The organism is Ornithinimicrobium cryptoxanthini (genome assembly GCF_023923205.1).
Taxonomy (GTDB): Bacteria; Actinomycetota; Actinomycetes; order Actinomycetales; family Dermatophilaceae; genus Ornithinicoccus; species Ornithinicoccus cryptoxanthini.
The window spans coordinates 619,163-641,235 of the sequence record NZ_CP099490.1 but is presented as its reverse complement, the minus strand read 5'-3'; the positions used below and the strand labels follow the sequence as shown (position 1 = coordinate 641,235).

General features: G+C 70.4%; 22 protein-coding genes. 4 read left to right on the top strand and 18 right to left on the bottom strand.

Features of this window, described 5'->3' with window-relative positions:
* Positions 1-73: 73 nt before the first annotated feature.
* From NF557_RS02990 to NF557_RS02960, 7 genes are all read right to left on the bottom strand, one after another.
* Positions 74-1,468, bottom strand: a complete 1,395-nt coding sequence (locus NF557_RS02990) for an MFS transporter (RefSeq protein ID WP_252621611.1) — start codon at positions 1,466-1,468, stop codon at positions 74-76.
* Positions 1,465-2,097: an ArsR/SmtB family transcription factor gene (locus NF557_RS02985; protein ID WP_252621610.1), complete on the bottom strand. Its 633-nt coding sequence runs from the start codon at positions 2,095-2,097 to the stop codon at positions 1,465-1,467. Before NF557_RS02985 ends, NF557_RS02990 begins: the two co-directional genes overlap by 4 nt.
* A gap of 118 nt (positions 2,098-2,215) precedes the next feature.
* The gene (gene groL / locus NF557_RS02980; protein ID WP_252621609.1) at positions 2,216-3,847 is read right to left on the bottom strand and encodes a chaperonin GroEL; all 1,632 of its coding nucleotides are present in this window, start codon (positions 3,845-3,847) and stop codon (positions 2,216-2,218) included.
* 273 nt (positions 3,848-4,120) lie between these two features.
* A complete protein-coding gene (locus NF557_RS02975) occupies positions 4,121-6,073 on the bottom strand; it encodes a propionyl-CoA synthetase (protein WP_252621608.1) in 1,953 nt (650 codons plus the stop codon).
* A 4-nt stretch (positions 6,074-6,077) separates the two neighbouring features.
* Positions 6,078-6,941, bottom strand: a complete 864-nt coding sequence (locus NF557_RS02970; RefSeq protein ID WP_252621607.1) for an MBL fold metallo-hydrolase — start codon at positions 6,939-6,941, stop codon at positions 6,078-6,080.
* Positions 6,942-7,128: 187 nt separating this feature from the next.
* On the bottom strand, positions 7,129-7,947 hold the full coding sequence (locus tag NF557_RS02965) for an SGNH/GDSL hydrolase family protein (protein ID WP_252621606.1): 819 nt from the start codon (positions 7,945-7,947) through the stop codon (positions 7,129-7,131).
* A 47-nt stretch (positions 7,948-7,994) separates the two neighbouring features.
* Complete coding sequence (locus tag NF557_RS02960) at positions 7,995-8,681, bottom strand: uracil-DNA glycosylase (RefSeq protein ID WP_252621605.1); 687 nt, start codon at positions 8,679-8,681, stop codon at positions 7,995-7,997.
* Between the two features lie 199 nt (positions 8,682-8,880).
* On the opposite strand from NF557_RS02960, the gene NF557_RS02955 reads away from it, so the two are divergent.
* Entirely contained in the window at positions 8,881-9,171 is a 291-nt protein-coding gene (locus tag NF557_RS02955) for a DUF3263 domain-containing protein (RefSeq protein ID WP_252621604.1), read from the top strand.
* A 122-nt stretch (positions 9,172-9,293) separates the two neighbouring features.
* On the opposite strand, the gene NF557_RS17515 is transcribed toward NF557_RS02955, so the two are convergent.
* Genes NF557_RS17515 through NF557_RS02925 form a run of 7 tightly spaced genes read right to left on the bottom strand, consistent with a single transcriptional unit; the run spans position 9,294 to position 14,056 of the window.
* Complete coding sequence (locus NF557_RS17515) at positions 9,294-9,428, bottom strand: hypothetical protein (RefSeq protein ID WP_256841112.1); 135 nt, start codon at positions 9,426-9,428, stop codon at positions 9,294-9,296.
* Between the two features lie 14 nt (positions 9,429-9,442).
* Entirely contained in the window at positions 9,443-10,315 is an 873-nt protein-coding gene (locus NF557_RS02950) for a DUF4097 family beta strand repeat-containing protein (RefSeq protein ID WP_252621603.1), read from the bottom strand.
* Between the two features lie 39 nt (positions 10,316-10,354).
* Positions 10,355-10,900, bottom strand: coding sequence for a histidine kinase (locus NF557_RS02945; protein ID WP_252621602.1), 546 nt, complete (start codon positions 10,898-10,900; stop codon positions 10,355-10,357).
* A 49-nt stretch (positions 10,901-10,949) separates the two neighbouring features.
* The gene (locus NF557_RS02940; RefSeq protein WP_252621601.1) at positions 10,950-12,065 is read right to left on the bottom strand and encodes an ABC transporter ATP-binding protein; all 1,116 of its coding nucleotides are present in this window, start codon (positions 12,063-12,065) and stop codon (positions 10,950-10,952) included.
* Positions 12,062-12,865: an ABC transporter permease gene (locus NF557_RS02935; RefSeq protein ID WP_252621600.1), complete on the bottom strand. Its 804-nt coding sequence runs from the start codon at positions 12,863-12,865 to the stop codon at positions 12,062-12,064. Before NF557_RS02935 ends, NF557_RS02940 begins: the two co-directional genes overlap by 4 nt.
* 7 nt (positions 12,866-12,872) lie before the next feature.
* A complete protein-coding gene (modA, locus tag NF557_RS02930; protein WP_252621599.1) occupies positions 12,873-13,649 on the bottom strand; it encodes a molybdate ABC transporter substrate-binding protein in 777 nt (258 codons plus the stop codon).
* A gap of 11 nt (positions 13,650-13,660) precedes the next feature.
* Complete coding sequence (locus NF557_RS02925; protein ID WP_252621598.1) at positions 13,661-14,056, bottom strand: TOBE domain-containing protein; 396 nt, start codon at positions 14,054-14,056, stop codon at positions 13,661-13,663.
* A 69-nt stretch (positions 14,057-14,125) separates the two neighbouring features.
* On the opposite strand from NF557_RS02925, the gene NF557_RS02920 reads away from it, so the two are divergent.
* Genes NF557_RS02920 through NF557_RS02910 form a run of 3 tightly spaced genes read left to right on the top strand, consistent with a single transcriptional unit; the run spans position 14,126 to position 17,941 of the window.
* Positions 14,126-15,268 (top strand): acyl-CoA dehydrogenase family protein, encoded by a 1,143-nt coding sequence (locus tag NF557_RS02920; RefSeq protein WP_252621597.1) that lies wholly within the window; start codon positions 14,126-14,128, stop codon positions 15,266-15,268.
* Positions 15,269-15,316: 48 nt separating this feature from the next.
* Positions 15,317-16,081 carry an SDR family NAD(P)-dependent oxidoreductase gene (locus NF557_RS02915; RefSeq protein ID WP_252621596.1) on the top strand — a complete coding sequence of 255 codons (765 nt, stop codon included), beginning with the start codon at positions 15,317-15,319 and terminating at the stop codon, positions 16,079-16,081.
* A gap of 45 nt (positions 16,082-16,126) precedes the next feature.
* Positions 16,127-17,941 (top strand): FUSC family protein, encoded by a 1,815-nt coding sequence (locus NF557_RS02910; protein ID WP_252621595.1) that lies wholly within the window; start codon positions 16,127-16,129, stop codon positions 17,939-17,941.
* 24 nt (positions 17,942-17,965) lie between these two features.
* Here NF557_RS02910 and NF557_RS02905 read toward each other — a convergent pair whose 3' ends face one another.
* The 4 genes from NF557_RS02905 to NF557_RS02890 all read right to left on the bottom strand — a co-directional run bounded on the left by NF557_RS02905 (position 17,966) and on the right by NF557_RS02890 (position 22,065).
* Positions 17,966-18,799, bottom strand: a complete 834-nt coding sequence (locus NF557_RS02905; RefSeq protein ID WP_252621594.1) for an SDR family NAD(P)-dependent oxidoreductase — start codon at positions 18,797-18,799, stop codon at positions 17,966-17,968.
* A 76-nt stretch (positions 18,800-18,875) separates the two neighbouring features.
* On the bottom strand, positions 18,876-19,811 hold the full coding sequence (locus tag NF557_RS02900; RefSeq protein ID WP_252621593.1) for an NAD-dependent epimerase/dehydratase family protein: 936 nt from the start codon (positions 19,809-19,811) through the stop codon (positions 18,876-18,878).
* Entirely contained in the window at positions 19,808-20,752 is a 945-nt protein-coding gene (locus tag NF557_RS02895) for a bile acid:sodium symporter family protein (protein WP_252621592.1), read from the bottom strand. Before NF557_RS02895 ends, NF557_RS02900 begins: the two co-directional genes overlap by 4 nt.
* Positions 20,749-22,065, bottom strand: a complete 1,317-nt coding sequence (locus tag NF557_RS02890) for a flavin-containing monooxygenase (RefSeq protein ID WP_252621591.1) — start codon at positions 22,063-22,065, stop codon at positions 20,749-20,751. The genes NF557_RS02895 and NF557_RS02890 overlap by 4 nt, the downstream gene beginning before the upstream one ends.
* Positions 22,066-22,073: the final 8 nt, after the last annotated feature.

The following is a 22,073-nucleotide window of genomic DNA, read 5'->3' as shown; positions in this document are numbered from 1 at the left end:
GGCTAGGGGGAGGGGGGAGAACAGCGAGGTGGCCTCCTGGGGAGGCCACCTCGTTGCGCTGGTGGCTGCTGGCTCAGGTGTCGGCCCGGTCCAGTCCGTCGGGGTCGCGGACGGGTTCGACCTCCGCGGCAACGTCGGCCTCCGCGGCGGCCTGGGCCTGCTCGATCTTGGCGGTGTTGATCCGCGGCAGGGCGATGATCAGCAGCAGCAGGTGCGCGCCGCCGGCGATCAGGAAGGGCGTGCGCAGCGCCCACTCCCGTCCGAGGATCGGCTCTCCGCCGGTGACGATGAGCCCGCCGAGCAGGGTGCCCAGCGAGATGGTCCCCCAGCCGAAGAACCGATAGACCGAGTTGACCCGCCCCAGCAGGTGATCGGGGATGATCCGCTGCCGCAGCGAGACGGTGATGACGTTCCACAGCACGATGAATACGCCGCTGCCGACGCCGACCAACCACACCACCACGGCTGAGGAGGTCAGACCGATCACGATAAAGGACAGCCCAGACCCGATGATCGCCAGGAACAGGCTGGTGCCCTGGGTCAGCCGCGCACTGATCCGCTCAGCGACCAGCGATCCGAGCACCGCCCCGACCGCCATGCCGGTGATCACGACCCCGAACTGCCACCCCTCAAACAGGCCCAGGACCTCCTGGACAAAGAGCACCAGGATCACGAAGGACAGAGCCGAGAGCATGTTCATCCCGCCGAGCAGGATCGCCAGCGTGCGCAGCACCTTGTTGTTCCACAGCCACCGAAACCCCTCGCCCATCTCGGCGCGCCACTGGATCTTGCCCGTGGTGGTCTGTCCCTTGGGCATGAAGGAGCCGCTGAGGGCAAAGATGAGGGCGGCCCCGACCGCCAGCAGCCCGGCGTTGAAGAAGAACGGCAGGGCGAGGGCCACGGCGACGATCAGCCCACCCAGCGGTGGCCCGACGAAGTTGTTCATCGCCGTCTCGGCGCCCCACAACCGACCGTTGGCCCGCTCCAGCTGAGACTTGTCGACGACCGAGGCCATCAGGGTCTGGGCCGCGTTGTCGCGCACCACCTCGGCGCAGCCGAGGAGCAGCGAGACCAGGCAGAGGATGGCCAGCAGGAGACCTGAGCTGTCCGAGGCCGGCACCTCCCCGGAGGCCAGCTGCTCAGGAGTCGGCAGCCCGTCTTGGTGGAGCAGGACCACCACCGCGAAGCCGGCGATCACGGCCACCCGGGCGACGTCCATCCAGGCGACCAGGTGTCGTCGGTCGAAGCGGTCGGTGATCACTCCGGCCGGCAGCGAGAAGATCAGCCACGGCAGCCTCGAGGCGAGGCCGACCAGCGCGATCAGCAGCGCGTCGCGGGTGATCGCCGAGGCCAGCCACACCAGCGCGACGGACATCAGACCGTCCCCCAGGTTGGTCATCACCGAGGCGCTGAACAGCTTCCAGTAGTTGCGGCCCAGGCCGGGTCGCGAGGCGACGCGGGTGCTCACGCCTCGTCCTCAGCGGTGGGCAACGACGGCGTCGCGCTCGGGAAGATCCCATAGACGAGGGCATAGGTCTGATCCCCGGAGCGGGGCTCGTCGGCAAAGTCGGTCAGCAGCTCTCCCAATCGGTGCCGGAACTCACGGGTCCGCTCGGCCCGGATCCGGACATCACGTCGGTTCACGTCCAGCACCCTGGCCACGTCCAGGCCCGCTGCTTCGGCCTCCGCCTCGGCCTGGCCCACCTCAGCGGCAGCCCGTGCCAGCACCCGCTGCCCATGTCCGGTGTCCAGGTGCTCATAGAAGAAGATCCGCGCGGTCCGGCCCCAGTACTTCGCCTCCAACGCGCGCACCTTCTTGGTGCGGACCACGTGCACCAGGCCCGCGTCGGCGAGCACCTGCATGTGGTGACCGAGCGTTCCCTTGGGCTTGTCGAGGACGGCGGCCAGCTCCGAGATGGTCGCGGCCCGCTCGCGCAGCAGGGCGACGATCGCCTGGCGAGTCTCCTCGAACAGCGCGCGGTACTGCGCCGGGTCCTCCAGCGTCAGGGCATCGAGCAGCTCGTAGTCCGGGACCGCCGCACCCGGCTCCGGTCCATCCGAGGCGTCCCGGTCGGGAAGTGTCGTATCGTCGGTCATCACAGTATGGTCGGTGAATCCCGTCCGTTTGTCAACAAAACAACGGGGCGGCCTCCGTGAGGAGACCGCCCCGTTGCTGGTTGACCGCGAGGAACGCGGGAACTTCAGTCGGCGTGGGTCAGAAACCCATGCCGCCCATGTCGCCCATGCCACCGTCACCGGCGGGCATCGCGGCGGCCGGCTCCGGCTTGTCCGCGATGACGACCTCGGTGGTCAGGAACAGGGCTGCGATGGAGGCGGCGTTCTGCAGGGCAGAACGGGTCACCTTCACCGGGTCGGCGACACCGAAGCCCAGCATGTCGCCATACTCCCCGGTCGCGGCGTTGAGGCCGTGACCCGCGGGCAGGTTGCGCACCTTCTCCGCCACGACGCCACCCTCAAGACCGCCGTTGATGGCGATCTGCTTGAGCGGGGCCTCGATGGCGACCCGGACGATGTTGGCGCCAGTGGCCTCGTCGCCCTCCAGGGAGAGGTTGTCGAAGGCGGTCGCGGCCTGGATGAGCGCCACGCCACCGCCGGCGACGATGCCCTCCTCGACGGCAGCCTTCGCGTTGCGGACGGCGTCCTCGATGCGGTGCTTGCGCTCCTTGAGCTCGACCTCGGTGGCAGCGCCGGCCTTGATCACCGCAACACCGCCGGCCAGCTTGGCCAGGCGCTCCTGCAGCTTCTCGCGGTCGTAGTCGCTGTCCGAGTTCTCGATCTCGGCACGGATCTGCTTGACCCGACCGGCGATGGCGTCGGCGTCGCCGGCACCCTCGACGATCGTGGTCTCGTCCTTGGAGACGACGACCTTGCGGGCGTGGCCCAGCAGGTCGAGCTCGGCCGTCTCCAGCTTCAGGCCGACCTCCTCGGAGATGACCTGGCCACCGGTGAGGATGGCGATGTCAGCCAGCATGGCCTTGCGGCGGTCACCGAAGCCCGGAGCCTTGACGGCCACGGACTTGAAGTTGCCACGGATCTTGTTGACCACCAGGGTCGCCAGGGCCTCGCCCTCGACGTCCTCGGCGATGATCGCCAGCGGCTTGCCGGACTGCATGACCTTCTCCAGGACGGGCAGCATGTCCTTGATCGCGCTGATCTTGGAGTTGAGCACGAGGATGTAGGGGTCCTCCAGGACCGTCTCCATGCGCTCGGTGTCGGTGACGAAGTAGGGGCTGATGTAGCCCTTGTCGAAGCGCATGCCCTCGGTGAGCTCGAGCTCCAGGCCGAAGGTGTTGGACTCCTCGACGGTGATGACGCCCTCGTTGCCGACCTTGTCCATGGCCTCGGCAATCATGTTGCCGATCTCGTCGTCGGCCGCGGAGATGGACGCGGACTGCGCGATCTGCTCCTTGGTCTCGACATCCTTGGCCATCGAGAGCAGCTCGGTCGAGACGGCGTCGACGGCCTTCTCGATGCCGCGCTTGAGGGCCATCGGGTTCGCGCCGGCCGCGACGTTGCGCAGGCCCTCACGGACCATGGCCTGAGCCAGGACGGTCGCCGTCGTCGTGCCGTCACCGGCGACGTCGTCGGTCTTCTTGGCGACCTCCTTGACCAGCTCGGCGCCGATCTTCTCGTAGGGGTCCTCGAGCTCAATCTCCTTGGCGATGCTCACACCATCGTTGGTGATGGTGGGCGCGCCCCACTTCTTCTCCAGGACGACGTTGCGTCCCTTGGGGCCCAGGGTGACCTTCACGGCGTCGGCAAGGGTGTTCATGCCCTTTTCGAGCCCGCGACGGGCCTCCTCGTCAAAAGCAATGGTCTTGGCCATTCGGGTGGTTCCTCCCACACGCTGAACGGGGTTGGCGACCGACCTCGTGCCCGCGACGGACGGACCAGCCGCACCAGGCTCACGTCGCACCGGCTTGGCCGACCCTCACTCAGTCGGTCATTTCTGTCACTCTCATGGTCAGAGTGCTAAGTCCATGATTAGCACTCGGGGGGTCCGAGTGCAAATGCCAGGGGTGTTCCACGCACGAAACAGCCAGCCGTATGCCGTCACGCGAGCCTCCCGGACCGTCCCTGCAGCGAGGGTTCAGCGTGGTCAGCTCGAGCGATCGGGGCCTGACAGCACCCCGCGCAGGCCGTCCAGGACCGAGACGTCCTCGATCGTGGACGGCACGACCGCCTCGTCGCCGTCGGCGATCTGGCGCATCGTCTTGCGCAGGATCTTGCCGGAGCGGGTCTTGGGCAGCCCGTCGACGACGTCGACCTGGCGCAGCGCCGCCACGGCGCCGACCTCGGCGCGGACCCGGTCCACCAGCTCGGCCTGCAGCGCGGCGGTCCCGGCCTCGTCGAGCTGGATCCCGGCTTTGAGCACGACCAGGGCCCGCGGCACCTGGCCCTTGAGCGCGTCCCGGATGCCGATCACCGCGCACTCGGCCACCGACGGGTGCCCGGCCAGGGCCTCCTCCAGCGAACCGGTCGACAACCGGTGCCCGGCGACGTTGAGCACGTCGTCGGTGCGCCCCATGACGAAGACATAGCCGTCCTCATCGACATACCCCCCGTCCCCGGTGAGGTAGTAACCCGGGAAGGCGGACAGGTAGGAGCTGACATAGCGCTCGTCGTCGCGCCACAGCGTCGGCAGCGTCCCCGGTGGCAGCGGCTGCCGGATGCAGATCGCGCCCTCGACCCCCGGCTCCGTCGGCTGACCCGACGGATCGAGCACCTGCACGTCGTAGCCGACGGTCGCCGGCCCGGACGACCCAGGCTTGATCGGCAGCAGGGTGATGCCGACCGGGTTGATCGTGATCGGCCAGCCGGTCTCGGTCTGCCACCAGTTGTCGACCACCGGGACACCCAGCGCCTGCGTGGCCCACTCCCAGGTGTCCGGGTCCAGGCGCTCCCCGGCCAGGAAGAGGGTCCGCAGTGAGGAGGTGTCATAGCCGGCCAGCAGCGCCGCGTCCGGGTCGACCTTCTTGATCGCGCGGATCGCGGTCGGGGCGGTGAACGCGGCGACGGCGCCGTAGTCCTGGATCAGCCGCCAGTAGGCACCCGCATCCGGCGTCCCCACCGGCTTGCCCTCATAGAGGATCGTGGTCGCGCCGGTGAGCAGCGGGGCATAGACGATGTAGGAGTGGCCCACCACCCAGCCGACGTCGGAGCCGCAGAACCAGGTCTCCCCCGGCTGCACGTCATACAGGTTGCTCATCGACCAGCGCAGGGCCACGGCATAACCGCCACTGTCCCGCACGATCCCCTTGGGCTTGCCGGTCGTGCCGGAGGTGTAGAGGACATAGAGCGGGTCGGTCGCGAGGATTTTGACGCACTCGGCCGGCGCGATGGCGCCGGGGCGCATGAGCTGGCTCCACTCCAGGTCCGTCTCCCCCAGCTCGGCCAGCGCCTGCTCGCGCTGGACGATGACGCAGTGCTGTGGCTGGTGGCTCGAGCGGCGCAGCGCCTCGTCGAGCATCGGCTTGTACTCCACCACCCGGGTCGGTTCGACACCGCAGGAGGCCGAGACGACGACCACGGGCTCGGCGTCCTCGATGCGGGCGGCCAGCTCGGCCGGCGCGAAACCACCGAAGACGACCGAGTGGACCGCACCGATGCGCGCACACGCGAGCATGGTGATGACGGCCTCGGGGATCATCGGCAGATAGACCACAACGCGGTCGCCCTTGCTGACCCCGAGGTCGCGCAGCACGCCGGCGAACCTGGCGACCTCGTCGAGCAGCTCGGCATAGGTGTAGCTGCGCTGCGTGCCGGTGACCGGGCTGTCATAGATCAGCGCCAGCTGGTCGGCGCGGCCGTCGATGACATGACGGTCAAGCGCGTTGTAACAGACGTTGAGCACGCCGTCCGGGAACCAGTCGTAGAACGGCGCTCGGTCCTTGAGCACCGTCTTCGGCGGGTGGATCCAGGTCAGCTCCTGCGCTGCAGCGCCCCAGAACCCCTCCGGATCATCGAGGCTGCTGCGGACCAGCGCCCGGTAGTCACCCGCGGCCCCGGTCGTGTCGTCACTCCCGCTGTCGGTCCCGGCGTCCTGGCTCATGGCCCTATATTGCTGGCTGGCTCCCGGTCGCGCCAGGGCGGGTTTCTAGCGCACGCACGGCAGCCTCTCGCAGCGTCTCGTCCTGGAACCCGAGCCCGCGGGTCTTGCCGATGAGGCCGTCCACGCCCTGCACCCCGGTGGCCAGAGCCGCCTCGAGCTCGGTCGCGAGGGCTGAGAGGGCCTGCTGCTGCTGCTGCACGAAGGCGGCGTCGACCGCCTCGCCGTGGCCCGGCACGTGCACCGAGGCGTCCCTGACCAGCGGGTGCTCGCTCAGGGTTGCAACCGTCGAACCCCACTCGAACGGGAAGGAGTCCTCCATCGCCGGGTCCGCCCCCTGCTCGATCAGGTCACCCCAGAAGACGACACCGGCATCCGGGACCGCGACGACCAGGTCGTGGTCGGTGTGTGCCCTGCCTCCGAACAGCAGGTATGCCGTGCGGTCACCGAGGTCGATCGGGGTGTCCTCCTCGACGAGATAGAAGGGCAGCACCACCTCGGTGTCCAGGTAGGTCTGCGCCAGCTCGGGGCGGTCGGTGCGGGTCAGGTGCTCGACGACCTGGCTGCGCTGGTGCTCGGCCGTCCGCTGCAGGCTCTCAGCCGCCAGGACGTGCCCATAGATCTGCGAGTCACGGAAGGCGACGTTGCCGAAACAGTGGTCGTAGTGGGCGTGCGTGTTGACGACCACCTGCTCGAGCGGAGTGAGCTCGCGCACCGCCGCCGCCAGCTGGGTCCCCCGGTCTGCCGTGCTGCGGGTGTCGATGACCAGGACCCGCTTGGAGCCGATCACCAGACCACAGTTGAGGTCCAGCTCGGAGTGCCGACGCACAAAGATCCCGGGCGCGAGCTCGTGCATCGTCGCCACAGACATGGGCTCACCGTAGGCGAGGGCGGGCACCTGTCCCAAGTGGTTGTGTGACATGGCACATACGTCGGGCGCATCCGCCCCGTCTCACCTGGGCACGGTTGATGACGCTGCGATAGTGAAATTTCACTCCCGCACGCCGCGCAACGGTGCCCAGGAACCCGAGCGGGCCGCGACACGAAGGCGAACGACGTCAGAGGCGGTCGGGGGTGCTCGGCGGTCCGAGCTCCGGACGCTTCGGCACGATGGTGTCGCCCGAGGACTTCCCCTGCAGGCGCCTGCTCACCCAGGGGGCGGCATACTCCTTGGCCCACACGGCGTTCTCGCGCAGCGCCTCCAGCCGACCCGGCGCGGGCTGAGGTGGCAGGGGCACCCGCCAGTCTGCCTCCTCCGCGGTGTGACCGAGGGTCTCGTAGGCCGCCAGGGCGACCCGCCGGTGCCCCTCGGCACTCATGTGGATCCGGTCCGGCTCCCACATCCGCCAGTCGCGCAGGAAGCTGAAGGACCACTGGTTCATCAGGTAGGCGCCCTGCCGCTCGGCGATCGACCACAGGTGCCCGAGATAGATCGCGGCGCGACCGCGCGTGCGCTCCACGATGGGGGCACCGGCCGGGTCCGCGGGGGTGGCCATCAGCACGTCGGCGCCGGAGGCCCGGATCGTGGCGATCGCCTCCTCGAGCTCAGCAGCCAGCGCGTCCGGATCAGCGCCGGGCCGGAGGATGTCGTTGCCGCCGCCGATGATGCTGACCAGGTCCGGCTGCAGCTCGAGCCCGGCCTCGATCTGCGGACCGGCGATGTCCGCCAGCTTCCGGCCCCGCACCGCCAGGTTGGCATAGGTGAAGTCCGGCGAGTGGGCCGACAGCAGCGCGGCCAGCCGGTCCGCCCAGCCGATCAGCCCGCCGTCCGGGCCGGGGTCACCCAGCCCCTCGGTCATCGAGTCGCCGAGCGCGACATAGCGGTTCCACTCATGAGGTCGCGGCCGGATGCTGCCGGTGTCTGCACTGCCTGCCATGCTCCTATGGTGCCGGATCGCCCGTCACGACAGCCCAGCAGGGAGTGTCAGGGCAGGGACCAGTCCACTGGTTCTCCGCCCTGTGCGGTGAGCAGGTCGTTGGCCCGACTGAACGGCCGGGACCCAAAGAACCCGCCCCGCGCCGACAGCGGTGAGGGGTGGGCGCTCTGGATCGTGGGGACATCGCCCAGGTCCCCCGCCAGGGAGCGTGCGTCGCGACCCCACAGGATCGCGACGAGCGGCCCGCCGCGTCCGACGAGCGCGGAGATCGCCAGGTCCGTCACCTGCTCCCAGCCCTTGCTGCGGTGGCTGGCGGGCGCTCCGGGACGCACGGTGAGCACCCGGTTGAGCAGCAGCACACCGCGCTCGGCCCACGGTGACAGGTCACCCGTGCTCGGGAGCGGCAGCCCGAGGTCGGTGCCCAGCTCGGCATAGATGTTCTGCAGGCTGCGGGGCACCGGACGCACGTCGGGTGCGACCGAGAAGGACAGCCCCACCGCGTGACCGGGGGTGGGATAGGGGTCCTGGCCGACGATCAGCACGCGCACCTGGTCCAGTGGCTGCGAGAAGACCCGCAGGACGTGCTCGCCGGGGGGCAGGTAGCCGCGACCGGCCTCGACCTCGGCACGCAGGAAGGCTCCGAGCTCGCGGACCGTGTCGGTCGCCGGGGCCAGCGCACGAGCCCAGGACGGGTGCACGAGCTCTGCCAGCGGGGCGGTGGGCGGACTGCTCACGACGTCACAGTATGCCTGGGTGGCAGCGCGGTGCGACTGTGCCCGTGGTGCTCACGGCGCTGGTGATGCTGACGGGATCAATGGGGTTGACAGTTCGACGATGCAGCGGCCCGTCATAATGACAAGCCTGTCATTTGCGTCGTAGAGTGTGGGCCAGAGCCGGGTGGGGCGCCCGGCGGACGAGCACGGAAGGGACAGCATGGGAGCCGCACCGAGGATCGTTGGCGACGAGTCTGCTGCCGGGCTGAGCGAGCGCGACCGCCAGATCATCGACTTTGAGCGCCAGTGGTGGAAGTATGCCGGCGCGAAGGAGCAGGCGATCAAGGACCTGTTCGACATGAGCTCCACGCGCTACTACCAGCTGTTGAACCAGCTGATCGACTCCCAGGCGGCGCTCGAGCACGACCCGATGCTGGTCAAGCGCCTGCGTCGGATGCGCGCCCAGCGGCAGAAGTCGCGCTCGGCACGTCGGCTCGGCATGGAGCTCTGAGAGCACCACTCCACCTGGGACGACACACTTGGAACGACACACCAGACACGCTGAGGCGGGCGGGACCGGATCGGTCTCGCCCGCCTCTGGTGTGGACGGGGTGCGTGGGGACCGCGGAGCGGTCAGCGGTGACGGATCTGCAGCAAGGCAGAGGGTCGGTTGCTGTCGCTCAGTGCGAGTCGGTTGGCGACCTCGAGGCTGTGTTCGCGCTCGCGGTGGGCATCCATGGCCAGGTCGACGTCCATCGGATAGCACATGATGATTCCTCCTCTCAGCTGCTCTGGTGCTGGCTGGCGGGGTCGTGCTCAGGCGCCTCGACCAGGTGGGCGACGGCGATGTCACCGCTGACGGTGCGCAGGCGCAGCTCGACATAGGGGTCGCCCTCGGCGGGCTGGCCCAGGGACTGGAGCCCGGAACGCACGTCTCCGGAGAGACTGTGGATGTCGGTCCAGACCGGCAGGCCGGCCCTGACCTGCACGCTGACGTCGCCGGACGCGGTGCGGGCCTCGACGCCGCCGCCGGCCAGGCGACCGACCGTGACATCACCGCTGGCAGTGGTGACTCCGGCCCCGCGTCCGGAGTCGTCGATGCGCACGTCGCCGGAGCCACTCTTGGCCGTCACCGCACCGTGCGCGGAGCCCAGGATGAGGTCACCGCTGCCGGTGACGGACTGGACATCGCCGGTGACGGTGCCGATCCGGATGTCGCCCGAACCGCTGCGCACCACCGCCTCCCCGTTGACGACGGTGACATCGAGATTCCCAGAGCCTGAGGTGGCGTCCAGGCTGCCGACGTCCTTGAGCTGGTTGTCGCCCGATCCGGACCGCAGCGAGCAGGCTCCCAGCACGCCGGAGGCGATGAGGTCGGCCGAGCCGAGCTTGGTGGTGACGGCACTCCCGCGAGGGGCGCTGATCCGCACGTCCAGGTGGGCACTGCCGCCGAAGCTGAACCAGCCGTCCCGAGAACGCGGTCCGATGACGGCGACGGTGCTGCCCCGCTGCTCGACCGTGGCCTCCTGCGAACCCTTGCCGGTGACGGTGACCAGGGTGCGGCCGTTCGTCTCGCCGGCCGTGATCTCGACCCGTCCGCTGCCGATCTCGACGGTCAGCTCTGGGGGGTGGGGAGTCTCAAATGTGTAGTCCATGGTGTGTCCTTGCTCGTAGTCGTCGCTGGTGGGTGCTGATCAGGACCAGCCGGACATCCGGCTGCCTGGAGCACGCGGCGGCTTCGGGGCGCCGGGTGCGGACGGGTAGTCGAACCGGACGCCGTGTCCGCGCAGGTTGATCCGCAGGCCACCTGACGCGGCGTCCCGGACCGCGTCGACCAGCCAGCTGTTCAACGACTGGCCGACCTCGACGGCGAGCTCCTCCGCGCGCTGTTTCAGCCCCTCGGGCAGGCGCAGCGTGATGCGAATCTGATCGCCGCTCTCGTCGATCGGCTCGACCTCGGGGTCCTGCGGGTGGGCCTCTGCGGGACCCTCATGAGAACCGACGCCGTCCAGGACGAACTCGAGCGACCGGCCGCGCAGGCGGGTCTCGACGCTCCCGGAGGGCAGCTCGGTGGTGATCTCCGCGGCGGCATCGGTGAGTGCCTCCAGCAGGACCAGACGGATCGCCGGGTCCACGGCCAGCAGCACGCGCTGTGCCGCGGCCGTGATTTCCGGGCCACCCAGCTCGGTCGCGGCCGCAACCTCGCTGCGCAACCGCTCGACGTATGTGGTGAGTTCCATGACGTCGACTATGACACCACTATGGTGTCGTGTCAACACCATAATGGTGTCAGCCTGGATAGACGTGCGTGTCCGTCGCCTTGAACGACAGCCACACCGCAGCCCCGAGACGCAGGTCCAGCTCGGCGACAGCGGCGGGCGTGACGTCGGCCAGCACGTGCGGGCGGTCGGGCGCGCTCACCTGCGCCCGCACGGTGTGGGCGTGCTGCTCGAGGCCGGCCACCCTGCCCTGCCACACGTTGCGGGCGGACCCCTCCGGGTGCTGGCGGTGCAGCGTCACGGACGTCGGCGGATAGGCCACCAGCACCTCCCCCTCGAGGGTATCTGCGACGTGCAGCTGTCCGCCCGCCTCGAGCCGCACGACGCTCCCCTTGCCCCGCCCGCGGTGCAGGTTGAGGCCGACCAGGCGCGCGACATACTCCGTCCGGGGTGCCCGAGCGACCTCCGTCGGAGAGCCGTCCTGCACCACCTCGCCACCCTCGAGGACCACGAGGCGGTCCGCCACGACCATCGCGTCGAGCGGGTCATGGGTGACCATCAGCGCGCTGCCGCCGAACTCGCGCAGGTGCCGCCCGAGCTCACCGCGCACCTCCAGCCGGGTCGAGGCGTCCAGCGCCGCGAGTGGCTCGTCGAGCAGGACCAGACCCGGGTCCGTCGCCAGGGCGCGAGCCAGCGCCACCCGCTGCGCCTGCCCGCCCGAGAGCTGCCCCGGCCGCGACCCGGCGTGCTCGAGCACCCCGACTCGCTCCAGCCACACCTGCGCGGTCTGCCGCGCAGCACCGCGACCGACCCCGCGGGCGCGCAACCCGAAGGCCACGTTGTCAAGGGCGGACAGGTGCGGGAAGAGCAGGTAGTCCTGGAAGACCATCCCCAGATCGCGGCCCTCAGGCGGCACGAACGTCCCGCGCCCGGGGTCGTCGAGCACGCGGCCACGGAGCGTGACGGACCCGTCGGTCAGTCGCAGCAGCCCGGCGAGCGCGTGCAGCACCGTGGTCTTGCCCGCTCCGTTGGGGCCGAGCAGGGCCACGACCTGGCCTCGCGGGACCACCAGCCCCACGTCCAGCTCGAAGGTGCCACGGCGGACCGCGAGGTATGCCGCGAGGCCGCCGGCCGCCGTTGCCTCTCGGTTGCCCTCAGTCGCCTCGCCGCCGCGTCGGGTGGTCACGAGGACGCTCCCGAGATCCACCGGCCGCGCAGGCTGACCAGGACCACGACCGAGACGAACAGCAGGACCAGCGCGAGCACGATCGCTGCCTCGGGGTTGGTCTCCATGCTCAGATAGACGGCCAGCGGCATGGTGCGCGTGACGCCCGGGAAGTTGCCGGCGAAGGTGATGGTGGCGCCGAATTCGCCCAGCGCCCGGGCGAAGCAGAGCACCGCTCCGGCTGAGATGCCGGGGGCCACCAGCGGCAGAGTGACCCGGCGGAAGATCAGCCAGCGTCCCGCCCCGAGCGTGGCGGCCGCGTCCTCATAGCGCCGGTCGGCACCGCGCAGGGCCCCTTCCACGGCGATCACGAGGAACGGCATCGCCACGAACGCTTCAGCGATCACGACCGCCGCCGTCGTGAACGGCAGGCTGATGCCGAACCAGTCATAGAGGTGCTGTCCGATCAGGCCCCGGCGCCCCAGGAGCAGAAGAAGGGCGACGCCCCCGACGACGGGTGGCAGCACTAGGGGCAGGGTGATCAGCGCACGGACCAGCCGCAGGCCCCGGAACTCCGCGCGGGCCAGCACCCAGGCGAGGGGCACGCCCAGCACCAGACACACGAGGGTGGCCAGGAAGGCCGAGAACAGGGACAGCCGCAGCGCCTCGAGCACAGCGGGGTCGGACAGGTGCTCGCCCAGGTCGGCCCAGGGCGCGCGGGCCAGGAGACCGACGAGGGGCAGCAGCAGGAAGAGCAGCCCGACTGCGGCCGGGACCAGCAGCACGGGCGGGATGCCGCTGCCCCGGCTGGTGCGGGTCACAGCCGCCTCAGGGGAGGTCAAAGCCGGCCTCCGCCAGGGTCGCTCGCCCGGTGTCGCTGAGGACGAAGTCGATGAACTCCTGGGCACCGCCGGGGTTGAAGGCGCCGGCCAGCAGCACGATCGGGTAGTCGTTCACGCCCTCCGACGGCTCGGGGAGGCCTATGCCCTCCACCACGTCCCCCGCTGCCAGGACGTCGGTGTGATAGACCAGCGCGGCGTCGACCTCGCCGAGCTCGACCTTGGTCAGCGCCGCGCGCACATCCCGCTCAAAGGTGTCCGGCGCGGGCACCAGCCCGGCCGCCTCGAAGACCCTGGCCGAGGCCGCACCGCAGGGCACCTCCTGGGCACACAACGCGATCGTGAGGTCCTCATCGGTGAGGTCCTCCAGCCCGCTCACCCCGGCCGGGTTGCCGGCCGGCACGGCGATCATCAGCCGGTTGCGGGCGAAGGTCGTCGGCGCGCCACTGCCCCTGCCCTCGTCGGTCACCTGCGCCATCGCCGCGGGCGACGCTGCCGCGAGCACATCCGCCGGCGCGCCCTCGACGATCTGCTGGGCCAGCCCCGAGCTGCCCGCGAAGTTGAACTCCACCGTCGTCCCGCGCTCCGACTCGAACTGCTGCCCCAACTCGGTGAAGACGTCGGTCAGCGACGCGGCCGCGAACACCCGGACGTCGGCACCTTCGACGCCCTCGGCACCCCCGCAGCCACCCAGAGCACCGGCGAGGATGACCAGACCCGCGACCGCGGGCAGGCCGCGGGGGGACGGTCGGCTGTGGGACGACATGGGCCAAGGCCTCAGCTCTCGGCCGGGATGGCGACGACCACCTGGGTCGCCTTGATGGACGCGATGGCGACCACACCCGGCTCGAGACCGAGCTCGTCGACCGCCTCGGCACTCATCAGCGACACCACCCGGAACGGCCCGCACTGCAGCTCGACCTGGGCCATCACGACGTCCCGGGTGACCTTGGTGACGATGCCTCGCAGCTGGTTGCGCGCCGAGGTGTGCAGCCCGGACCCCTGGTCCGCAGCCAGCTCCTGGGCCAGCGCCGCCAGGTCGCGGCCCTCCACCTGCATCCGACCTGTCTCCGAACGCTCCACCTGCAGCCGCCCCTGGTCGGCCCAGCGGCGCACCGTGTCGTCACTGACCCCGAGCAGAGCGGCGGCCTCACTGATCCTGAGTTGCGGCATACCCGTCATGATATCGCCGCATCTGCGGCGCAATCAACGCCGTCCTTGCTGAGCGGTAAAGTGCGCGCCATGCCTGTGCAGCGCGTCATGCCGACCGAGGAGTCCGCCGACCTGATCGATCTCGTCCGCGACATCGCCAAGGAGGCCCTGCTCCCGCACGTCGACGAGGCGGAGGCCGCGGCCCGCTTCCCCCGCGAGGTGTTTGCCACCCTCGGCCAGGCAGGCCTGCTCTCCTTGCCGTATGCCGAGGAGCTGGGTGGTGGCGGCCAACCCTACGAGGTCTATCTGCAGGCTGTCGAGGAGATCGCCCACGCCTGGATGTCGGTCGCGGTCGGCGTCTCGGTGCACAGCCTGACCTGCGCGCCGCTGGCCCACTTCGGCACGGCCGAGCAGCAGGAGAAGTTCCTCACCGGCATGCTCTCCGGCGACCAACTGGGCGCGTACTGCCTGTCCGAGCCACAGGCCGGCTCCGACGTGGCCGCGATCCGCACCCGCGCGGTCAAGGTCGACGGCGGCTGGGAGCTCACCGGCGGCAAGGCCTGGATCAGCCACGCCGGGCACGCCGACTTCTACACCACCTTTGCCCGCACCTCCGACGACGGCGGGCGCGGTCTCAGCTGCTTCCTGGTCCCGGCCGGGGCCGAGGGCCTGACGTTCGCCGAGCCTGAGCGCAAGATGGGACTGGACTGCGACACCGTGCGCGAGGTCCTGCTCGACAAGGTCTTCGTCGAGGACGACCGGCTGGTCGGCCGGCCCGGGCAGGGCATGGGCATCGCCCTGGCCGCGCTCGACTCCGGCCGGCTCGGCATCGCTGCCGCCGCGACCGGCCTGGCCCAGCGCGCTCTCGACGAGGCGGTGGCCTATGCCAAGGAGCGCGAGCAGTTCGGCCGGCCGATCGCCGACAACCAGGGCCTGGCGTTCCTGCTGGCCGACATGGCGGCAGCCGTCGGCGCCGCCCGCGCCTGCTATCTGCACGCCGCGCGGCTCAAGGACGCCGACCTGCCGCACACGCAGGAGGCCTCGGTCGCCAAGCTGGTCGCCACCGACGCCGCCATGAAGGTCACCACCGACGCCGTCCAGGTGCTGGGCGGCTACGGCTACACCAAGGACTTCCCGGTCGAGCGGTTCATGCGCGAGGCCAAGGTCACCCAGATCTTCGAGGGCACCAACCAGATCCAGCGGCTGGTGATCTCCCGCCAGCTGCTGCGCTGAGCCAGCCCACGGCATACTCCCCGCAGTTCCCCACCACGAGAGGTCGCCATGCAGATCACCCAGGACACCGTCGCACTGATCACCGGAGGGGCCAGCGGTCTCGGCGAGGCCACCGCCCGCCGGCTGCTGGAGGAGGGCGCGAGCGTGGTCCTCGTCGACCTGCCAGGCGGGCGGGGTGAGGGCCTCGCGGCCGAGCTCGGCGAGCGGGTGCGCTTCGCCCCTGCCGACGTGCGGGACGAGGACGCCGTCCGGGCGGCCGTGGCGACCGCCGCCGAGCTGGGCACCCTGCGGATCGTCGTCAACTGCGCCGGCATCGCCACACCGGGCCGCATCCTGTCCCGCAAGGGGACGCTTGACCTGGAGACCTACCGCGCCGTCATCGAGATCAACCTGATCGGCACCTTCAACGTGCTGCGCCTGGCCGCCGAGGCGATGGCGGCCAACGAGCCCGTCGACGGCGACCGCGGCGTGGTGCTCATGACTGCCTCCGTGGCTGCCTATGACGGGCAGATCGGGCAGGCTGCCTATGCCTCCTCCAAGGGCGGCATCGTGGGGTTGACCATCACCGCCGCGCGCGACCTGGCAGACAAGGGGATCCGCGTGATGACCATCGCGCCGGGCATCTTCGAGACCCCGATGATGGCCGGCCTGGGTGACGAGGTGCGCGCCTCCCTCGAGGCCCTGGTGCCGCACCCGGCCCGCCTGGGCAAGCCGGAGGAGTATGCCGCGCTGGTCACTCACATCGTCGACAACCCGCTGCTCAACGGTGAGGTCATCCGCCTCGACGGCGCCCTTCGGATGCCTCCGCGCTGACGTCCTGATGGCGCCCGGGTCCGGCCCCGCCCGTGAGGGGCGGGCATGAGCTTCTCCCGCCGCGCGGTGCGCGGAGCCCGCCGACGCGCGGTCCGGGGCGCCGAGCACCTCGCCGTGGCCGCCACCACCCCCTTCCGCGGGTTGCGCTGGGAGGTGCGGCCGCCGACACGCTGGCCGATCGCCGCCCGGGCCTCGTTGGCCGTGGCGATCCCGCTGACGATCACCACCCTGACCGGGCACCACACATGGGGTCTGCTGTGCGGCACGGGAGTGTTCACGGTGCTGTATGGCGCGGGGCGCCCGTTGCGCAGTCGGGCGCGGGTCCTGCTGCTGGTCGCCGTCGGTCTGATCGGGTGCATGGCGCTGGGCACGCTCGCCTCGGGCAACGCACTGTTGTCCGTCCTGGTCACCGCGCTCGTGGGCGCTGTGGCGACCTTCCTGGCGCACGCCCTGCGCCTCGGGCCACCGGGCGCCTTCTTCTTTGTGCTGCTCGTCGGGATCGGCGGCTATCTGCCCTCGCGCGGCCTCGACCCGTGGTCGATGGTCGGGGCGACGGCGCTGGGCGCGTCCATCGCGGTGCCAATCGCCCTGTTCGACCTGCTGCTCGACCGGCGCGGGCCGGAGCGCGCGGCCGTCGCGGCCGCGGGTCGGGCGGTCCAGGCGTTCATCAACACCTCACCGGGTGACGCGGACGCGGAGGACAAGAGCACCGCGGCCACCAACGCGATCCACGACGCGTGGACGACGCTGTGGGACGGAGGGGACCCGGTCAGGGAGGACCACCTGGACGGCCGTGGCGACCTTGGCGCGCTAGCCGACGACGAGGCCGTGGACGACCTGGAGGAGCTGGTCACCGAGCTGCTGGTGGTCCAGCAGCGCTACTCCGAACGGCTGCTGCCCCAGGTGCAGGGCAACCCGGACCTGGCCAGGGAGTCGATGACCGCCTCGCTCGGGCGTCCCTCACTGCGTCACCTGATCCGTCGCGCAACGCGGTGGCCGACGACCGCGCTGCAGGCAGCGCTGCGAGTCGCCACTGGCATCGCGGCTGCCGGCATCGTCTCCGGGGTGCTGCTGGACACCAGCCACATGTATTGGGCGATGGCCGCAGCCGCACTGGTCCTGCACACCGGCCTGGACCGACGGTCCACCGCCGTGCGCTCCGTGGAACGGCTCGCGGGCACGGCCCTCGGCATACTCCTGTTCCTGCTGGGCGGCTTCTCGGGCAGCGGCCCGTGGACGGTGGTCGCGACCGTCGTGCTGCTGCAGGGGCTGGTCGAGCTCCTGGTGGTGCGCAACTACACCCTGGCTGTCGTGTTCATGACGCCGCTGGCGCTGACGATCGGCACCGCCGGCTCGGGGCTGCCGGCTCTGGAGATCGCCCAGGAGCGCCTCGTGGACACGGCGATCGGCGTGCTGTGCGGCGTGGCCGTGCCGTGGTTCGTGGGTTGGCGGGCCGGGCGCAAGATGCTCGCGAAGCACCTGTCGCGGGTGCTGAGCTCCAGCGCGGACGCCATCGCGCTGCTGGCCGTCGGCCGGCACGGTGACCGTCCGGGGCTGGTCGCCCAGCGCGAGCTCTCCCTGGACCTGCAGGAGCTGTCGGCTGTCGCAGGTCGGGCGATCCGCGACGAGCCGCACCGCGTCGAGGACCTGGTGCCGGTGCGCGAGGCCACCGCCTGGCTCGGCTTCACCGTGATCGCCACCGCTGCCCAGACCCCCGCCGACGAGCCGCTGGAGCGGGTGGTCGCCGCCGTCGAGCCGGCCCGCGAGCTGGCCGCACGTCTGGCGCTCCAGGACATCCCGGACCACCAGGAGATCCGCACTGTGCGTGCCCTAGTCGGACGCCGGCCACAGCTGGGTTGACAGCGCACAGGCCGCGCTCCGGGGTTACCCGCGGATCTTGAGCAGGCGCTCGGATGCCTCCCACAGTCGGCGCGCCAGGTCGTCATGGTGTGCCTCAGGACGGGACCGAGCGGGCTTCTTCTTCTCGTAGTACTCCCCGCTTGCCCAGTCCTCGCCTGGGACACCTTGGGCCAGCCACACCAGCGTGCCTGCACCCCTTTTTGGCGAGCTGGTGAAGATCCGGCTGATGACAGGGGTGTGATAAATGAGTCGCAGGACATGAGTGGTGTCGCGGGCGAAGTTGCTGGCCACGATGCCTGGGTGGAACGCTGCGGCCGAGAGACCCTGGTCGGCAAACCGTCGGTGGAGCTCGCGGGTGAACAGGATGTTGGCCAACTTGCCGTTGCCATAGGCGCGGTGCGCCCCATAGTTCTTCTCGTTCTGCAGGTCGTCGATGTCAAACGAGGCAAACACCTTGGCGGCCTGCGACGCAGTCTGGATGACGGTGGCGTTGCTGGCCATGAGCGTGGGCATCAACAGGTGCGTCAGGAGGAAGCCTGCGAGGTGGTTCACCTGGAAGGTCGTCTCAAACCCATCGGGCGTCACCGTGCGCTCGCCCATGATGCCGCCAGCATTGTTGGCCAGGACGTCGATGCGGGGGTGCTCCGCGGTGAGGCGTGCGGCCAGGGCACGGACCTGGTCCAGGTGGGCGTAGTCGGCCAGATAAAAGGGTGCGTCGAGCTCCGCGGCCACCGCACGGGTCTTGTCGTGACTGCGCCCCACGAGCACCACGTCCGCCCCGTCGGCCTTGAGCTTGCGAGCCGCGGCCGCGCCGATGCCGTCGCTGGCTCCGGTAATGACGATGGTCTTGCGTTCCATGGCGGATCCTTCTCGAGACAGTGGGAGCTCCGGTGGGGTGTGCAGGCTCGACAGCGGTGGCGGCGAGGCTGACTGGTCAGCGGGGGCGCCGCTGCTCGGCGTACCTCCGGAGCACCTGGCGCGTCGGCGTCACCTGCACCCCCAGCGCCGACAGCCGGCTCGCGTCGAGCACCGGCCGGTGGGCCAGGAAGATCGTCTGTTCCGGGCCATACGGAGTCAGACCCAGCCGCTTGCCGACGGCGAGCACGCCACGCAGGAGGGGTTCGGGCACGGTGATCGTGCGCTTGCCCAGGGTCGCGGCGATCTCCGCCACGGTGACCGAGCCCTCCCCAGCGACGTTGAACGCGCCCGTCGCCGGGGAGCTCACGGCGGCGCGCACGACCGAGACCACGTCCTGGTCCCACACCAGCACGAACGGCGAGTCCGCCCCCCGGATCGCCAGGATCGCCCGCCCCTGCCACAACCGGGTGATCTGGTTGTCGACCGCCTCCCCCAGGATCGTCCCGATCCGCAGGATGACCTGCTCCAGCGCCGGGGTGCGCTCCCGCTCGGCCGCCAGCATCTCCTCGACGAGACGTTTGTGGTGCGAGTAGGCGAACTCCTCGTTGCCGCGCAGCCGGTGCGTCTCGGTCAGCGGCACCGGGTTGTCGGCGTGGTAGCCATAGGCCGCGCCGCTGGAGGAGACCACGATGCGCCGCACGCCGTGCTCCCGGCAGGCGTCCAGCACGTGGCGGGTCCCGTCGACGTCGACCTCCCGCTCGCGGGCCCGGTCCGAGTCCTTGCCGGGAGTCACGATGCTGGCCAGGTGGACGATGACCTCGGGTCGGTGACGACCCACCACCTCAGAGACCGTATGCCGGTCGCGCACGTCGAGCCGCTCGTGCACCACCCCCGGGGTCGGGTCCGCGGGGTCGCGGACATCGGTGGCGATGACCGCGTGACCGTCGGCGACCAGGCCCGGCACCACGGAGGAGCCCAGGAAGCCCGACGCCCCGGTGACCAGGACCTTCACCGGGCACTCTCCACGGCGACCACCGGCTCGTCGGCCGATGGGCTGACGCCGGTGCGCGCCCGCCATACGGCCGCCACGGCCAGGCCCGCGATGATGTCCCAGATGCCCCACCAGGCGGCGACCAGGGCCATGCCACCCAGCCCGTCGAAGAAGCTGAAGACCAGCAGCAGACCCAGCCCCGCGTTGCGGATGCCGACCTCGAAGGTGGAGGCCTTGACCGACGCCTGCGACAGCCGCGCGCCCCGGCCGATGACATATCCGAGCGCGAGCGCCAGGGCGTCGTGGGCGAAGACCGCCACGACGACCAGCCCGATGTAGGCCGTGAAGATCGCCCAGTTCGAGGCGATGCCGACACCGATGATCCCGGCCAGCCCGAGGAAGGCGACCGGACCGACCACCCTGCGGGCCCGTGCCGCAAACCCTGGGAACCGGTGGGCGATGAAGATGCCGACGACGAACGGCAGGCCGATGACGAGCAGGATCTCCAGGAGCATGTCGAACGGGTTGAGCGAGATGTCGCGCAACAGGTCACGGCCGGAGGGGTGCAGCGACCCCCAGAAGGCCAGGTTCACCGGCATCAGGAAGATCGACAGCACATTGCCGACGGCCGTCATCGACACCGACAGGGCCACGTCGCCGCCCGCCCGGTGGGTCAGGATGTTGGAGACATTGCCCGGTGGGCAGCACGCCACGAGGATCAGGCCCAGGGCGATGGAGCCGCGCAGGTCCAGCGCGAGCGTCAGCGCAAAGGTGATGGCCGGCAGCAGGAGGAACTGGGCGACGACGACCACGATGATGGCCCACGGGTGGCGCACCGCCCGGGCGAAGTCGGAGACCCGGGTGTCCAGTGCCACGCCGAGCAGGATGAGCGCCAGCACGATCCGCAGGGTGGTGATCGACCCCTCGTCGAAGGCGATCCGGATCGCGTCAACATCGGTCACGGCGTCACTCCCAGCTCGGCGGTCTGCGCGCGGACCGCGCGGCGGTAGGCATCCTTGTTGACGTAGTAGGCCATCCGCTCCACACCCAGGTAGTCGTAGCCTCCGGTCAGGTCTGGCCAGCTCGAGCGGTCCGACGCCCGGGCCCGCATCGTGGCGGCCCGCTCCGGGGCGCTGCGTTGTGCCGCCAGATAGGCGGCGACCAGCTCGGCCTGCTCGTAACGGCCCTGCCAGCCGATGCCCGCGGCCTCCACCATGCCGACCACGAAGAGGTTGTCCACCGCCGGGCTGGCGACCTGCAGATAGAGCGAGGGTGCCCCGGAGCCCTCCGGCCAGGAGAGCAGCGAGCGCTCCACGAACGGGTAGTGCAGGCGGTAGCCGGTGGCGAGGACCACCACGTCATAGGCCTGCCGGGACCCGTCGCGGAAGACGACGCCGTCACCGTCGAGACGCTCCAGGTCGGGGCGGACCGTGACGTCCCCGTGTCCCGCGTGGTGCAGGATCAGGCTGTTGACAACCGGGTGCGACTCATAGAGCTTGTGGTCGGGCTCGGGGAAGCCGAAGCGGGTCGGGTCGCCGGTGAACATCCGCAGCAGCCGGGTGTCGACGGCCTGCTTGATCCGCGCCGGCAGCGGACGGCCCCCGTTGAGCGTGTCGGCGGGGCGACCGAAGACGTATTTGGGGACGAAGTGATAGCCGCGGCGCATGCTGATGTCGACGCTGGCGGCGTGGTGGACCGCGTCGACGGCGATGTCGCACCCCGAGTTGCCGCCACCGACGACGAGGACCCGCTTGCCGGCGAAGACCTCGCCGTGCTTGTAGGCCGCGGTGTGGAACAGCTCGCCGTCGAAGTGGCCGGGCAGGTCGGGCACGTTCGGCTCGGACAGCGTGCCGTTGGCGATGATCACCCCGGCGTGGGTCTGCTCCTGGGGTATGCCGCCAGGCCCGGTGCTGCGGACCACCCACCGATCGCCGTCGGGCACGACCTCGGCGACCTCGGTCCCGAAGCGGTAGCCCGCGCGCAGGTCGAACCGGTCGGCGAAGGAGGCGAAGTAGTCCAGCAGGTGCCGGTGCGAGGGGTAGTCGGGCGTGCCCGCCGGCATGGGGTGCTCGGTGAACTCGGTCGTCGTCCGGCTCGAGATGAGATGGGCAGAGGCATACACCGTGCTGCGAGGGGCCTCGATGTCCCACAGCCCGCCGACACCGTCGGCCAGCTCGTAGCCGGTCCACGGCAGGCCGAACCGCTGCAGGTTGCGGGCCGCGGCCAGCCCGGAGGGGCCCGCGCCGATCACCGCATAGGTGGACGTGTCCGTCATCTCTCTCC